This is a genomic window from Aminobacter sp. Y103A (genome assembly GCF_030294925.1).
GTDB lineage: Bacteria > Pseudomonadota > Alphaproteobacteria > Rhizobiales > Rhizobiaceae > Aminobacter > Aminobacter ciceronei.
This window is the reverse complement of sequence record NZ_AP017986.1, coordinates 5176443-5191533: the sequence shown is the minus strand read 5'-3', so window position 1 is coordinate 5191533 and position 15091 is coordinate 5176443. Positions and strand designations below refer to the sequence as shown.

Annotated in this window: 11 protein-coding genes and 1 pseudogene; 8 read left to right on the top strand and 4 right to left on the bottom strand. The window is 63.6% G+C overall.

What is annotated here, in order from left to right; translation table 11 throughout:
- Nucleotides 1-619 precede the first annotated feature (619 nt).
- The 5 genes and pseudogenes from Amn_RS32750 to pyc form a co-directional block, all read left to right on the top strand.
- Nucleotides 620-874, top strand: a pseudogene (locus Amn_RS32750) (helix-hairpin-helix domain-containing protein); the annotation flags it as partial.
- The gene (locus Amn_RS25465; protein WP_067956640.1) at nt 871-1599 is read left to right on the top strand and encodes an ABC transporter ATP-binding protein; all 729 of its coding nucleotides are present in this window, start codon (nt 871-873) and stop codon (nt 1597-1599) included. The pseudogene Amn_RS32750 and the gene Amn_RS25465, both read left to right, overlap by 4 nt.
- Nucleotides 1600-1610: 11 nt before the next feature.
- Nucleotides 1611-1958 (top strand): DUF6867 family protein, encoded by a 348-nt coding sequence (locus Amn_RS25460; RefSeq protein WP_067956643.1) that lies wholly within the window; start codon nt 1611-1613, stop codon nt 1956-1958.
- A 136-nt stretch (nt 1959-2094) separates the two neighbouring features.
- Nucleotides 2095-3210 carry a branched-chain amino acid ABC transporter substrate-binding protein gene (locus tag Amn_RS25455; RefSeq protein WP_067956644.1) on the top strand — a complete coding sequence of 372 codons (1116 nt, stop codon included), beginning with the start codon at nt 2095-2097 and terminating at the stop codon, nt 3208-3210.
- 191 nt (nt 3211-3401) lie between these two features.
- Nucleotides 3402-6860 (top strand): pyruvate carboxylase, encoded by a 3459-nt coding sequence (gene pyc / locus Amn_RS25450; protein ID WP_067956648.1) that lies wholly within the window; start codon nt 3402-3404, stop codon nt 6858-6860.
- Between the two features lie 20 nt (nt 6861-6880).
- Here the strand turns inward: pyc and Amn_RS25445 are convergent, their stop codons facing one another.
- A complete protein-coding gene (locus Amn_RS25445; RefSeq protein ID WP_185910301.1) occupies nt 6881-7711 on the bottom strand; it encodes an SH3 domain-containing protein in 831 nt (276 codons plus the stop codon).
- Nucleotides 7712-8088: 377 nt separating this feature from the next.
- Here Amn_RS25445 and Amn_RS25440 point away from each other — a divergent pair, with 377 nt between their 5' ends.
- On the top strand, nt 8089-9279 hold the full coding sequence (locus Amn_RS25440) for an MFS transporter (RefSeq protein ID WP_067956652.1): 1191 nt from the start codon (nt 8089-8091) through the stop codon (nt 9277-9279).
- Here Amn_RS25440 and Amn_RS25435 read toward each other — a convergent pair.
- On the bottom strand, nt 9258-10151 hold the full coding sequence (locus tag Amn_RS25435; protein ID WP_286293578.1) for a LysR family transcriptional regulator: 894 nt from the start codon (nt 10149-10151) through the stop codon (nt 9258-9260). The two genes, Amn_RS25440 and Amn_RS25435, sit on opposite strands and share 22 nt — an antisense overlap.
- 94 nt (nt 10152-10245) lie before the next feature.
- On the opposite strand from Amn_RS25435, the gene Amn_RS25430 reads away from it, so the two are divergent.
- Together Amn_RS25430 and Amn_RS25425 are read left to right on the top strand one after the other, a co-directional pair.
- Nucleotides 10246-11202: an NmrA family NAD(P)-binding protein gene (locus Amn_RS25430; RefSeq protein WP_286293577.1), complete on the top strand. Its 957-nt coding sequence runs from the start codon at nt 10246-10248 to the stop codon at nt 11200-11202.
- A gap of 115 nt (nt 11203-11317) precedes the next feature.
- Entirely contained in the window at nt 11318-11449 is a 132-nt protein-coding gene (locus Amn_RS25425; RefSeq protein ID WP_286293576.1) for a hypothetical protein, read from the top strand.
- 210 nt (nt 11450-11659) lie between these two features.
- Here the strand turns inward: Amn_RS25425 and Amn_RS25420 are convergent, their stop codons facing one another.
- Together Amn_RS25420 and Amn_RS25415 are read right to left on the bottom strand one after the other, a co-directional pair.
- On the bottom strand, nt 11660-11818 hold the full coding sequence (locus tag Amn_RS25420; protein WP_083948446.1) for a DUF3309 family protein: 159 nt from the start codon (nt 11816-11818) through the stop codon (nt 11660-11662).
- 99 nt (nt 11819-11917) lie between these two features.
- On the bottom strand, nt 11918-15091 hold the full coding sequence (locus Amn_RS25415) for an efflux RND transporter permease subunit (protein ID WP_067956658.1): 3174 nt from the start codon (nt 15089-15091) through the stop codon (nt 11918-11920).

Below are 15091 nucleotides of genomic sequence, written 5' to 3'. Positions count from 1 at the left end.
CGCTGCTGTTGCTGCCAAGTTAGCGGCAAAGGCTGAGACGAAGCCTGCGGCCAGGGCAAGCAGGCCTGCGGTCGTGAAAGAGGCGGTCAAGCCCGCGGCCAAGGCAGCGCCGGCACCTGCAAAGCAAGTCGCCAGGGGGGATGCGCCGAAGGCTGCTGCCAAGACAACGACCAAGGCCCCGGCGAAGGCTGCTCCGGCAGCCAAGCCAGCCGCTGTATCGGCCAAGCCGGTTGCCAAAGCCACGAACGCTGCGAAGCCGACCAGCACGGCCACGCCGCCGGCGAAACCGGCTGCCAGGGCGACACCAGCCGCGAATCCTGCTACCAAGACAGCAAAGGTCGTAAAGTCTGCAGTCACGGCCACGCCGGCACCAAAGGGCAGCGCCAAGCCTGCCCCGGCTGCCAAGCCAGCGGTCGCCAAAGCCGAAACGAAGACGCCAGCAAAACCGTCATCAACGGCTGCGACAAAGGCGCCCGCCAAGCCGGCTGCGAAGGCTGCGGCCAAGCCGGCCGCCAAACCTGCGGCGTCAACGCCCAAACCGACTGCCGCCAAGCCGGCGGCGTCCAAACCTGCCGCCGCGAAGCCCTCAGCTCCGAAGACCATCTCCAACGTACTTGCCGCTCCGCGTGGCGGCGTTGCCGACCGGCTCATCGCGATCAAGGGCATCGGGCCGGTCAACGAAAAGAAGCTCAACGAGCACGGTATCTTCCATTTCGACCAGGTGGCGGCGTGGAAGAAGTCGGACATCGCGGCGGCCGAGGCCTATCTCGCCTTTGACGGCCGCATCGAACGGGAAGACTGGGTGGGGCAGGCCAAGGCGCTGGCGCGTGAAGCGGCCAAGCCGGCGAAAGCCAAGCGCGGAGGTGGCAAGTGACGGCTAAGACCTTGCTCGACATCAAAGGTGTCGAGACCTACTACGGCAACATCCGCGCCCTCAGCGGCGTCGACGTCGCTGTCAATGAAGGCGAGATCGTCGCGCTGATCGGCGCCAACGGCGCTGGCAAGTCAACGCTGATGATGACCATCTTCGGTACGCCAAGGGCGCGCCGCGGCACCATCACCTTCGCCGGAACCGACATCACCGACATGCCGACGCACGAGATCGCGAGGTTGCGCATCGCGCAATCGCCCGAGGGCCGGCGCATCTTCCCGCGCATGACGGTGATGGAAAATCTTCAGATGGGCGCAAGCCTCGACAACCTCAAATACTATGATGAGGACGTCGAGAAGGTGTTCACGCTGTTTCCACGTCTCAAGGAGCGCATCGGCCAGCGCGGCGGCACGCTTTCCGGGGGAGAGCAGCAGATGCTGTCGATCGGCCGCGCGCTGATGGCTCGACCCAAGCTGCTGCTGCTCGACGAGCCTTCGCTCGGCCTGGCGCCGCTGATCGTGAAGCAGATCTTCGACGCCATCCGCGAGCTCAACCGCACCCAAGGGCTGACCGTGTTCCTTGTCGAGCAGAACGCCTTCGGCGCGCTCAAGCTGGCGACGCGCGGCTACGTCATGGTCAACGGCGTCGTCACGATGAGCGGCACCGGCAAGGATCTGCTCGCCGATCCCGAGGTTCGCGCAGCCTATCTCGAAGGCGGCCGTCACTAGGAGACACCATCATGCACGGCATTCTCTACGAGGAAGCCTCGATCTGGCAGTTCCTGTTCGTCAGCTGCCTGCTGGGTGGATGGGCGGCCTGGATGACCGGACGCGCCTGTGCCCAGACCTGGCGCAGCTACGCGCAGCTCGTGTTGTACATTCTGGGGCTTGGGCTCGGCGTACGCTTCATCCACCACGCGCTGTTCGAGGGCACCATGTTCTCGCTGCAATACTATATCGTCGACACCGTCATATTGCTGGTTTTTGCAACGCTTGGTTACAAATACACCCGCACCAATCAGATGGTGAAGCAATATCACTGGCTCTATGAAAAGGCCTCGCCGCTTTCTTGGCGCGCCAAGTCTTGAGGGGGTTCTAACGCGCCGATTCGCCAATGAATCGGCGTGACAACTGCCGGAAAATCGGCAAACTCACCTTTCTGCGATATGGGTGGGCATCGCATGAAAGAACATCCACGCCCACTCAACTAATGGGAGTGTTTCAATGAAAAAGTCACTTTTGTCGGCTGTTGCACTGACCGCGCTTGTGGCGTTCAGCGGCAGCGCATGGGCCGATATCATTGTTGGCGTCGCTGGCCCGATCACCGGCCCGAACGCAGCCTTCGGAGCGCAGCTCCAGAAGGGCGCCGAGCAGGCGGTTGCCGACATCAACGCAGCTGGCGGTATCAATGGCGAGCAGATCAAGCTGGTTGTCGGCGACGACGTTTCCGATCCGAAGCAGGGCATCTCGGTCGCCAACAAGTTCGTCGCTGACGGCGTCAAGTTCGTGGTCGGTCACTTCAACTCGGGCGTCTCGATCCCGGCTTCGGAAGTCTACGCCGAGAACGGCATTCTCGAAATCACCCCGGCTGCGACCAACCCGCAGTTCACCGAGCGTGGCCTGTGGAACACCTTCCGCACCTGCGGCCGTGACGACCAGCAGGGCGCCATCGCCGGCGCATATCTGGCTGAGAAGTTCAAGGACGCCAAGATCGCGGTGATCCACGACAAGACGCCTTACGGCCAGGGTCTGGCTGACGAAACCAAGAAGGCGATGAACGCTGCCGGCCTGACCGAGGTCATGTACGAAGGCGTCAACATCGGCGACAAGGATTTCTCGGCACTCATCGGCAAGATGAAGGAAGCCGGCGTCACCATCATCTACTGGGGCGGCCTACACACCGAAGCCGGCCTGATCATCCGCCAGACGGCTGACCAGGGCCTCAAGGCGAAGCTGGTTTCGGGCGATGGCATCGTCTCGAACGAACTCGCCTCGATCGCTGGCGACGCTGTTGCCGGTACCCTCAACACCTTCGGTCCCGATCCGACGCTGAACCCGACGAACAACGCGCTGGTCGAAAAGTTCCGTGCCGCCGGCTTCAACCCCGAGGCTTACACCCTCTACTCCTACGCAGCGATGCAGGTCATCGCCGAAGCTGCCAAGAAGGCCGGTTCGGTCGATCCGCAGGAAGTGGCGAAGGCAATGAAGGCGAACACCTTCCCGACCGTGCTTGGCGACATGGGCTTCGACGAGAAGGGCGACCCGAAGCTGCCCGGCTACATCATGTATGAATGGGTGAAGGGCGACGACGGCAAGTACACCTACAAGCCGCAGAAGTAATTTCAGCAGGGTCTGCTGATGTGAGATGCCCGGCGCGAAAGCGTCGGGCATTTTTTTGTGCCGTGGAAAAATGCCGGTCTGACCCAACGGAAATTAAATCGATTTAGCAATGTGTGTTTTCGGTTGCACCGCAGCATTTTCCCGCTAATCATTCGCCGCCTCTTAAATATCCGGTTCCCTGGAGCGTATTCGTGCCGATCAGCAAGATCCTCGTCGCCAACCGATCCGAAATCGCCATCCGCGTCTTCCGCGCGGCCAATGAGCTGGGGCTCAAAACCGTGGCGATCTGGGCCGAAGAGGACAAATATTCGCTGCATCGCTTCAAGGCCGACGAAAGCTACCAGGTCGGCCGTGGTCCCCATCTCACCAAGGACATGGGACCGATCGAAAGCTACCTGTCGATCGAGGAGATCATCCGCGTCGCCAGGCTGTCGGGTGCCGATGCCATCCATCCCGGCTATGGTCTGTTGTCGGAGAGCCCCGAGTTCGCTGACGCCTGTGCTGCCAATGGCATCACCTTCATCGGGCCGAAGCCCGAGACCATGCGCCGGCTTGGCAACAAGGTGGCGGCGCGCAACCTTGCCATTGAAGTCGGTGTGCCGGTGATCCCGGCGACCGACCCTCTGCCCGACGACATGGACGAGGTGAAGAGGCTCGCCGCCGAGGTTGGCTATCCCGTCATGCTCAAGGCCTCATGGGGTGGCGGCGGTCGTGGCATGCGCGCCATCCGCAGCGAGGCCGACCTTATCCGCGAGGTGACCGAAGGCAAGCGCGAGGCCAAGGCGGCGTTCGGCAAGGACGAGGTCTATCTTGAAAAGCTGATCGAACGCGCTCGCCACGTCGAGGTGCAGGTGCTGGGTGACACCCATGGCAACGCCGTGCACCTGTTCGAGCGCGACTGCTCGATCCAGCGCCGCAACCAGAAGGTCGTCGAGCGCGCACCAGCACCTTACCTCAGCGAGGAGCTGCGCCAGGAGCTGTGCGGTTATGCCCTCAAGCTCGCCCGCGACACCGCCTATATCGGCGCGGGCACTGTCGAGTTCCTGCAGGATGCCGACACCGGCAAGTTCTACTTCATCGAGGTCAACCCGCGCATCCAGGTTGAACATACCGTCACCGAGCAGGTGACCGGCATCGACATCGTCAAGGCACAGATCCACATCCTCGACGGCTTCGCCATAGGCACGCCGGAATCGGGCGTGCCCGTCCAGGCAGACATCCGCCTCAACGGCCATGCCTTGCAGTGCCGCATCACGACCGAGGACCCGGAGCAGAACTTTATTCCCGACTATGGCCGCATCACCGCCTATCGCGGCGCCACCGGTTTCGGCATCCGCCTCGACGGCGGCACGGCCTATTCGGGCGCGGTCATCACCCGTTTCTACGATCCGCTGCTGGAAAAGGTCACCGCCTGGGCGCCGAACCCGGTCGAGGCGATCGCGCGCATGCATCGGGCGCTGCGCGAGTTCCGCATTCGCGGCGTGGCGACCAACCTGACCTTCCTCGAAGCGATCATCACGCACCCGTCGTTCCGCGATAATTCCTACACCACCAGGTTCATCGACTCGACGCCCGAGCTGTTCGCGCAGGTCAAGCGCCAGGACCGCGCCACCAAGCTGCTCAACTACCTCGCCGACGTCACCGTCAACGGCCACCCGGAGACGCGTGGCCGCGCCGCGCCCAATCCAGAGGCCGCAGCACCCGTCGTGCCGTGGTTCACCGGCCCGATCCCCGACGGCACCAGGCAGATGCTCGACCAGCTTGGCCCGGAGAAGTTCGCGGCCTGGATGCGGGCGCAGAAGCAGGTACTGATCACCGACACGACGATGCGTGACGGCCACCAGTCGCTTCTGGCGACGCGGGTGCGCACCCATGACATCGCCAAGATTGCCGGTACCTATGCGCGCGCGCTGCCGCAGCTGCTGTCGCTCGAATGCTGGGGCGGTGCCACCTTCGACGTCGCCATGCGCTTCCTGACCGAAGACCCGTGGGAGCGGCTATCGAAAGTCCGTCAGGCGGCGCCCAACATCCTGCTGCAGATGCTGCTGCGCGGCGCCAACGGCGTCGGCTACACCAACTATCCCGACAACGTCGTCCAGCATTTCGTTCGCCAGGCTGCATCAGGTGGCGTCGACCTGTTCCGCGTCTTCGACTGCCTCAACTGGGTCGAGAACATGCGCGTGTCGATGGATGCGGTCGGTGCCGAGGGTAAGCTCTGCGAAGCGGCGATCTGCTACACCGGTGACATCCTCGACCCGAACAGGGCGAAGTACGACCTGAAGTATTATGTCGGCCTCGCCAAGGAGCTGGAAGCGGCCGGCGCGCACATCATCGCCGTCAAGGACATGGCGGGCCTGCTCAAGCCGGCTGCGGCGCGCGTGCTGTTCAAGGCGCTGCGTGAGGCCACCGACCTGCCGATCCATTTCCACACCCACGACACGTCGGGCCTGTCGGCGGCAACCGTGCTGGCGGCGGTCGAAAGCGGCGTCGATGCCATCGACGCGGCCATGGATGCCTTCTCCGGGAACACCTCGCAGCCGTGCCTGGGCTCGATCGTCGAGGCACTGCGTGGTTCGGATCGCGACCCGGGCCTGGCGCCCGAATGGATCCGCCGCATCTCGTTCTACTGGGAAGCCGTGCGCAACCAGTATGCCGCCTTCGAGAGCGACCTGAAGGGACCCGCTTCGGAGGTCTATCTGCATGAGATGCCGGGTGGCCAGTTCACCAACCTGAAGGAACAGGCCCGCTCGCTCGGCCTCGAGACCCGCTGGCACGAGGTGGCGCAGGCTTATCACGACGTCAACCTGATGTTCGGCGACATCGTCAAGGTGACGCCGTCGTCCAAGGTCGTCGGCGACATGGCACTGATGATGGTCAGCCAGGAGCTGACCGTCGCCGACGTCGAGAACCCGGCCAAGGACATTGCCTTCCCGGACTCGGTGGTGTCGATGCTGCGCGGCGATCTCGGCCAGTCGCCGGGCGGCTGGCCGGCGGCACTGCAGAAAAAGGTGCTGAAGGGTGAGACACCGATCACCACGCGCCCCGGTTCGCTGCTCAAGCCGGCCGATCTCAAGGCCAACCGCAAGGAAATCGAGAGCAAGCTCGGGCGCAAGCTGTCCGAGGACGAGTTTGCCTCCTGGCTGATGTACCCGAAGGTGTTCACCGACTTCGTCGGCGCCCAGGACACCTACGGTCCGGTCAGCGTGCTGCCGACGCCGGTCTATTTCTACGGCATGAAGCCGGAGGACGAGGTTTTCGTCGATATCGAAAAGGGCAAGACGCTGGTCATCCGTTGCCTCGCTGTCGGCGACGTCGACGAGAAGGGCATGGTGACGGTGTTCTTCGAACTCAACGGCCAGCCGCGCCGCGTCAAGGTGCCGGACCGTGCCCATGGCGCATCCGCCTCCAAGGCACGGCGCAAGGCCGAGGCGGGCAACGACGCCCATGTCGGTGCGCCGATGCCGGGTGTCGTCTCGACGCTCGCCGTCTCAGCCGGCCAGCCGATCAAGGCCGGCGACGTGCTGCTGTCGATCGAAGCCATGAAGATGGAAACGGCACTGCATGCCGAACGCGACGGCACCATCGCCGAGGTGCTGGTGCGTGCCGGCGACCAGATCGACGCCAAGGACCTTTTGGTCGTCTACGGCTGATCTCGCTCAGGGTCGGGGGCTCAGAACAGCCCCTGACCTGCCTTTGCTTCTTCCGCCACGGTGCGGCGGATCAGGTTTTTATACATGTAGCCGCGCTGGCCTTTGTAGACGACCGTGCACCAGTTGCAGTCGACCTCGGCCTCGATCTCGGCATTGGCCGGAACGACGACGATCACCTTGGCCTCGTCGGCAGGTCCGTCACGCAAATTGGCGTATTTCACCACCTTTGCCGGGCGCAACTCCGGCAGCGGACCGGTCGTCGCCTGTGCAACATTACCGGTCTCGCCGTCTATCATGCCGGTCTGCTGCTCAAGCATCGCCACCTCCGTTTCCGTCTCCGCCACCTGGACGTCGATCGAGCCGCGCAATCCTTCCGTTGGAATGACCGTGGTCGGCGCTGGATCGGGCGCCTGGTCGGCGGCCGTGGTCAATGGCGTTGTGGCCGTCTCGCCTCGCTCGTCCGGGCCGGCAGCTGCCGTCGCCTGGGGCTTTTCGAAATGGCTGGTTGCGGGTGCCGAGGCCAGGGCTGACAGGAGCGGGGCCTGTGTTGGCGCTGGCACTGCCGGAACCGGAGCGGCTGCTGTCTGACCGGTGGCCGATGCGATCGGCTTGGCTGTCTCGGCGGGCATTTCCGTGCCGGGGTTCTTGGTTTCGAGGCGCGGGGGCAGGACGGCTGCGGTTTCTATCGGGTCCGGCTTGTCGCTGCCGGTGAGCCCGAATGCGACGATGGCGATCGCCAGCGTCGCAGCTGCGCCAAGCAAGCCGATTTCGAGCTTCGACAGATGCAGCCGGGGCAGACGGGCGGCGAGGCCGCTTGATATCCCGGCAAGCCGGAAGGCGGGGGTATTCATGGTACAAGACTCCACACTGGTACAGCCCGGCGACATGCCGAAGCCGACCCCCAACCCGATTTAGCATGCAATGTATCGAAACGATTGCGAACGTGGAGTGTGTTGCCCGTCCCGCCGCAGTTTCCTAGCTTCCCTGCTAGCCCAGCTATTCGACGGAATTCGGGCAATCGTTAACCTTTGTTACCGTCCTGGCCCAATGCTTGCCATGGAAGCTGACTTGACTGGCTTCTAAATCGATTTAAAAATCAGCATTAGCCTTGAAATGCGGTGGCGACACCGGGACCTGTCGAGCTTGGCGGTCACTTTTTGAATCCGACGATCACGGCAGTTTGAAATCGATTTCAGCTGCCAGGCAGCTATGTTAGGAGTCGCGCTCGATGAGCATCAAAGACGCCACCCCGACACCCGCCAACGCTTCGGCCCGATGGGCCGTCGCAGCAGCATTTTTCATGAACGGCTTCATGACCGGAAGCTGGGCGCCGCAGATTCCGTTGCTGGTCACCCGGCTCGGCATCAGCGAGTTCGTGCTCGGCCTGTTGATCCTTGGTTTCGGCATCGGCGCGCTGACGGCGATGCCGTTCTCCGGTTACCTGATGACCAAGCGCGGCTCACGCCCTGTTGTCATCGGCTTCGCCTGGATTCTGGTCTTTGCACTGCTGATGGTAGCCTTGGCGCCCAATGTCTGGCTGACTGCGGTGACGATGTACATCTTCGGCGCCACGGCGGGCGCCATGGATGTCGCCATGAACGCCAATGCCGTTGCGGTGGAAAAGCGGCTGTCGCGCGCTATCATGTCGTCGTCGCACGGCTTCTGGAGCCTTGGCGGCTTCGTCGGCGGCGGGCTTGGCGGCATCATCATCCAGCAGTTCGGGCATCTGCCGCATGCCTTGTTCGTCACGCTCGTTGCAGCGGCCATGACCGCCTTTGCCCTGCGCTATCTGATCGAGGACAAGCCGGTGGCGCATGAGCATCGGCATTTCCGTATGCCGCGCCTGGCGGCCATTTATCTCGTCGGTGTCATGGCGCTGTTTTCGATGATCCCGGAAGGTGCGGTGCTCGACTGGGCGGCGCTCTACCTCAAGCAGGAACTTGGCGCCGACATCGCTACCGCCGGTTTCGCCTTTGCCGCCTTCTCCGGCATCATGGCACTGATGCGGTTCCTGGGTGATGGTGTCCGCAACCGCTTCGGTGCGGTCAACACCCTGCGCGTCTCGGCGCTGGTCGCCGCCGCCGGCATGCTGGCTGCAGGCCTTGCGCCCAATCCCTGGATCGCCATCGCCGCCTTCGCCATGTGCGGGCTGGGCGTCGCCAACATGGTGCCGATCGCCTTCTCCGCTGCCGGAAACCAGCCCGGCGTGGTGCCGAACATCGGCATGAGCGTGGTCACCACGATGGGTTATTCAGGCATACTGGTGGCACCGTCGGCGATCGGCTTCGTCGCCGGCCATACGGGCTTTGCGCCTGTTTTCGTCACCTTGTCCGGCCTGCTGGTCGTGGTATCCGTCATGGCCGGGCTCGCCCGCCATGCCGACTTCAGGGCAGTGACTCAAGCGGCGCCGGCGGAATAACGCTTCAGCTCTTCATGCAGGAAGTCGACGACGCGACGGATACGTACGCTTGCGCGCACGTCGCGATGCATGGCGAGCCAGACCGGCAGTACAGGCAGCGGCAGGTCAGGCAGGACGACCTCCAACCCCGGTTCGCGGTGGATCAGCGGCAACTGGCCGATACCCACGCCGTTGCCGGCCCGTACGGCCTCCCAGAGCACGATGTGGTTGTCGGAGCGGAAGCGGAAGGCATGCCGCGTCATCCCGGGGTAGAAGCGTTCGAGGCCGCGGATCATCTCGTCGCTGCGGTCGAACCCGATCAGGTCATGCTGCTGCAGATCCTCCGGATGCCCCAGCCGGCCGCGGTGGTCGAGATAGGTTGTAGCAGCGCACATCCGTAGAGCGATGTCGGTGACCTTGCGGGCCACCAGCTCATTCTGGGCCGGCTGCACCATGCGGATCGCGATGTCGGCGTCGCGGCGCAGAAGATTCTCGACCTGGTTGGACGCGACGACCTCTACCTCGATGCCCGGCTCTTCCATTCCGAGACGCGCCAGCATCACAGGCAGGACATGGGCGGCAACCATCTCGCTCGCCGCGATCCGGACCGTGCCTTCGATCGCTTCCACCGCGCCCAAAGCGAGTCGCGCGAATGATGTTGCCTGTTCGCTGACGGCACGGCCCCGCTCGAACAGCAGGCTACCGGCCTCGGTCAGCACATAACCCTGGCGGCCGCGCCGAAACAGCGTGACGTCGAGTACGTGCTCGAGCTCGGCGATATGGCGACCCAGGGTCGGCTGGCTGGAGCCCAGTTTGCGCGCCGCGGCCGACAGGCTGCCGGTTTCGGCAACCGCGACGAAGCTTCGGATGAGGTTCCAGTCGAGCTCAGGCATCTATACAAAAACGAATATCAGGTTGCCATTTCCAGTCAATTTATTTCCCGAAATGAATGAACGACATTGCGGTCACACAACAGGAGTGACCGACATGACAAAGATCGCAATATTGGGTGCCCGCGGCCGGCTTGGCCGCGCCGTCGCCAAGGCCTTTCTCGACGCGGGATACCAGGTGAGGGCCATCACCCGCGACGGCACGCTGCCGGCTGAGCTTGCTGGCGCCGAAGCGTTCGCCGCCGACGCGCTCGACCGGCAGTCGCTTGTCGCTGCCACACGTGGCATGGACATCGTCTTCAACGGCCTGAGTCCCGTCTACACCGACTGGAGCTCGGTGCTGCCGATGGCCGAAAACGTCATGGCTGCCTGCCACGCCAATGGCGCGCTGCACATGGTTGCCGGTACCGTCTACAACTTCGGCTCGCCGATGCCTGCCGTCATATCAGAGGACACGCCGCAGCGACCGACGACTGACAAGGGCCGCATCCGCGCAGAGCAAGAAGAGCTGTACCGGAACGAGGCCGATGCCGGCCGGGTTCGTACTGTGTTGCTCAGGGCCGGCGACTTCTTTGGCGGCAAGGGCACGGGCTCCTGGTTCGACCTGATCATCGCCTCCAAGCTGGCCAAGGGCGTCTACACCGCGCCTGGCCCCGTGGATCTCGTTCATGCCTGGGCCTATCTGCCCGATCTCGCCAGAACGTTTGTGGCGCTGGCCGACAGGCGAGAGTCTCTCGGCGCCTATGAAAGCTTCAATCTCCCGGGCCACTCCCTGACCGACCTGGAGATCAAGGCGGCAATGGGGCGTGTGACAGGCCGCAAGCTCAAGCTCGCCAGCATGCCGTGGTGGGTGCTGCGCGCCGGTAGCCCGTTCGTGCCGATGTGGAAGGCGATCGTATCGATGTCCTATCTGCGCTTCGAACCGCATCGCCTCGTCTCGAGGCGGCTGGGAGCCGCCATCGGCGAGATCCCGCACACGCCGCTGGACGAGGCGGTGAAGGGCGCGCTCGACGATCTCGACTTGCTCCCTTCCAGACTCAAGTCGGCCGCCTGAAGCCTTTCAGCTTCCAGCCGGTGACTGTGCATGAGATAGTTGCCGTGTGGGGGGCGTTGGATGAGCGCGTTGAGCGGTATCGCCTTGTTGCTCGCAGCTTGCAACGGCGCCGGCCGTGGCCGACGCGCTCTCCGACAGCCGGGACCTACACGACACGATCTCCGCCCGGTCGGCCGTGCTTGAAAGCCTGATCGAGAAGGTGGACGACGCCGCCCAGACTGCCGCCGACATCGAGAGGCTCGTCTAGCGGGAGAAGGCCTGGGCTTTGAAGGCCATGGATGTCGGCGGGGCCGCCAACCCCTACAGCCTTGAGGCGTCGTCCGACTTCAATGCTTATGTCATCGATGTCCAGCATGCGTTGCGGACCGGGGCGTCCCGGCCCGGCACGATTACCGCAAGGGGCTGGCGACCTGCGCAGGCTTGCTCCAGTCGCCTTAGCCGGCTGGTCCGCTGACGGTCAGATCCGCCCCATCAGCATCAACACCAAGAGCACCACGAGCAGGATGCCGACGATGCCCGATGGGCCATATCCCCATCCGCGCGAGTGCGGCCAGGCCGGCACAGCGCCGAGCAGGATCAGGATCAGGATGATGATGAGCAGGGTTGAAATCGTCATTGTTCATGCCTCGGATTCTTTGGGGTTCATCGAGGCAGCAACGCAAAAGGCCGCCCGGTTGTTCCTGGGCGGCCTTTCATGGGGTCTTGCTTGGTCAGTCTATTCCGCTGCCTTGGGGAAGGCGACAGCAGGTTCGTCGGGGCCAGGCGCCGGGGTGGCGCTAGCCTCGACCTTGTCCTTCCGGTGGAGAAGCTTGCTGAACCAGCCACGCTGGCCGGGCTTGCGTTTCTCGCGGGTGAACACCATCAGCATCGCCGGCGTCACCACCAGTGTCAGCACGGTGGCGAACGACAGGCCGAAGACGATCGCCGAGGAGAGCGCGATCCACCACTGCGTCGACGGGGCGTTGATCGTCGTCTCGTGGTGGAAGATCTCCAGGCCGAGGCCAAAGGCGATCGGCATGACGCCAAGGATGGCCGACAGTGCGGTCAGTACCACGGGCCGCGCGCGTTCGCGGCAGGTCTGCAGCACCGCGTCGAGCTTGTTCCAACCTTCATCGCGCAGCCGATCATAGGTGTCGATCAGCACGATGTTGTTGTTCACCACCACGCCGGCCAGTGCGATGAAGCCGATGCCCGACATGACGATGACGAAGGTCTGACCGGTCAGCAACATGCCGAGCAGCGCACCGATCACCGCCATGACGACGCAGGACAACACCAAGAGCACGCTGGTGAACTTGTTGAACTGCGCCAGAAGCACGATGAAGATCAGGAAGATCGCGGCGCCGAACGCATTGCTGAGGAAGGCAGCTGCCTCCGCGCTGTCTTCGTTCGACCCGGCGAGCTTCCAGTCGACGCCCGGCTTGGCAATCTCACCAACGGCCTTGGCGACCGCAGCCTGAACTTCGGCGACCTGGAAGCCGCCTGCCACATTGGCCTGGATGGTGATGGTGCGCTTGCTGTCGATACGTTTCAGGACGCCAGCGGTCGGCTCCGGCTTGCGCGAGACGAAGTTGGAGATAGGCACAGACCCTTGTGCCGTTTCGATGCGCAACTCGTCGAGCGCCGACAGCGTGCGTCGGTCCTCCGGCAGACGCAGCCTGATGTCGACGGCGTCGTCCGTGCCCGCGGGCCGATAGTCAGTCAGTTTCAGGCCCGTGGTCACGAGCTGAACCACCGTTCCGACAGAGGTCGGGCTGATACCGAACTGCGCGGCCTTGGAGCGATCGACCTCAAGCGCCCAGTCGACCCCGGGGGGCGGCAGGCCATCGGAAAGGTCGATGACGCCGGGAACCTTGGCCACGGTCGCGGCCACCAGCTTGGCATAGTCGTTGAGCCCGGTCGGGTCCGTCGCCGAAAGCTGCACCTGGATGGCCTTGCCGGTCGGCGGGCCGGCGTCCGGAACGCGCACCTCGACATCGACGCCCGGAATGCCGGCCATCGCGACACGCAGGTCTTCGAGGATCTTGTGCGCGGATTCGCGCTCGCGCCAGTCGATGAACTCATAGTTGATGACACCGACGACGTCTTCCGGAACGTCCTCGCCGCCGCGTGTCTTGCCGACCTTGGTCAGTACCGACTTGATGCCGGGCCAGCCGATGATGCGCTGTTCGGCGATGCGTGTTGCGGCGTCCATTTCCTCAAGCGAGAGGTTGCCGCGGGCGTGGACGTAAAGCAGGCCGTAGTCCGGCTCGACCGAGGGGAAGAACTCCACGCCATTGCCGAACTTGACGTAGGAATAGAGGCCGCCGCCCAGCAGCATCAGCGTCAGGACGATAGCGGTGATCGGGAAGGCCACGGCCTTCTTGACGATCGCCATGTAGAGGCCGTCGCGGTTTTCTTCCTCGCCATGAAGCGGCGCCTTGCCGATGATTGCGCCGATCGCCGGGGCAAAAATCAACGCATAGGCCATCGAGGCGGCGAGCGTGACGATCAGCGTGATCGGCAGATACTTCATGAAGTCGCCGACGATGCCTGGCCAGAACAGCAGCGGCGAAAACGCCGCGATGCGGGTCAGGGTCGCCGCGATGACCGGTCCGGCCATGCGTTTGGCGGCTTCCTCGAACGCCTGCGCCTTCGGCATGCCTTCCGACATGCGGCGCTCGGCATATTCGGTGACGATGATCGCATCGTCGACAAGCATGCCAACCGCCAGAATGAGCGAGAACAGCACGATCATGTTGATCGTGTAGCCCATCAAGGCAAGCAGCAGGATGCCGATCAGGAACGAAGACGGGATCGCCAGTCCGATCAGCATCGAGGCGCGCCCCGAAAGCGCATAGAGAATGACGATGAAGACCAGGATGACGGCGATCATCACGTGGTTCTGCAGGTCGTTCAGCAGCTGGTTGACGAAAACCGATTTGTCCTGGGTGTAGGTCACCTGCAGGTCGGGCAGCGCCTGTTTGCTCTTTGCCACGAACTCTTCGGCAACCTTCTTCGAGCCTTCGATGGTCTCGACGACATTGGCGCCGATGCGCTTCTTGACCGCCAGCGTGATCGCCGGCCTGCCATCGATGCGGGCGATCGTCTCGGCGTCCTTGAAGGTCGAACGCACGGTGGCGACGTCGCGAACTCGGACGACAGCGTTCGGGCCGGCCACGACAGGCAGGTTTGCGACGTCCTCCGGCGTTTCGATCAGCGACGGCACCTTCACCGCGTATTTGCCTTCCGCTCCCTCGATGGTACCGGCGGCGACGAGACTGTTCGATGCGCCGACGCCCTGGATGAGCTGGTCGAGCTGCAGGCCATAGGAAGACAGCTTTACCGGATCGACGATCGCCTCGACGAGCTCGTCGCGAGATCCCTGGATCTCGGCCTCGAGCACGCCGGGCACCTCTTCGATGCGGTCGCGCAGGTCCTTGGCGGCGGCGGTCAGAGCGCGTTCCGGAATGTCGCCGGACAGCGTGATGAACACGACCGGGAATTCGGACAGATTCACCTCGTTGACTGTCGGTTCTTCGACGCCCGCGGGGAGGTCGCGCTTGGCGTCCTGCACCTTGTTGCGCGTGTCGATCAACGCGTCGCCCAAATCGACCGACGGATCGAATTCGACGACGACGTTGGCGCCGCCCTGATAGGCGTTCGACTTCATCTCCTTGAGCCCCTTCAGGCTCTTGAGCTGAGATTCGACAGGGCGCAGCAACAGTCGTTCGGCGTCTTCAGGCGAAATGCCGTTGTACACCAGGCTGACATACATGATCGGAATGGCGACGTCCGGCTCGGCTTCCTTGGGCACGGCGCGGTAGGCAAGCGCCCCCGCGATGACCAGGAAGAGCAAGACCGAAAGGGTCAGTCGCGCATTGCGGATCGCAAGGCTGACGATGTCCAT

Bases quoted from the DNA above. Each gene is read 5' to 3' on its own strand.
- Amn_RS25430 (WP_286293577.1), top strand. From the start codon at position 10,246: ATGACAAAGATCGCAATATTGGGTGCCCGCGGCCGGCTTGGCCGCGCC.
- Amn_RS25435 (WP_286293578.1), bottom strand. From the start codon at position 10,151: ATGCCTGAGCTCGACTGGAACCTCATCCGAAGCTTCGTCGCGGTTGCC.
- Amn_RS25455 (WP_067956644.1), top strand. From the start codon at position 2,095: ATGAAAAAGTCACTTTTGTCGGCTGTTGCACTGACCGCGCTTGTGGCG.
- Amn_RS25420 (WP_083948446.1), bottom strand. From the start codon at position 11,818: ATGACGATTTCAACCCTGCTCATCATCATCCTGATCCTGATCCTGCTC.
- Amn_RS25445 (WP_185910301.1), bottom strand. From the start codon at position 7,711: ATGAATACCCCCGCCTTCCGGCTTGCCGGGATATCAAGCGGCCTCGCC.
- Amn_RS25415 (WP_067956658.1), bottom strand. From the start codon at position 15,091: ATGGACATCGTCAGCCTTGCGATCCGCAATGCGCGACTGACCCTTTCG.
- Amn_RS25460 (WP_067956643.1), top strand. From the start codon at position 1,611: ATGCACGGCATTCTCTACGAGGAAGCCTCGATCTGGCAGTTCCTGTTC.
- Amn_RS25440 (WP_067956652.1), top strand. From the start codon at position 8,089: ATGAGCATCAAAGACGCCACCCCGACACCCGCCAACGCTTCGGCCCGA.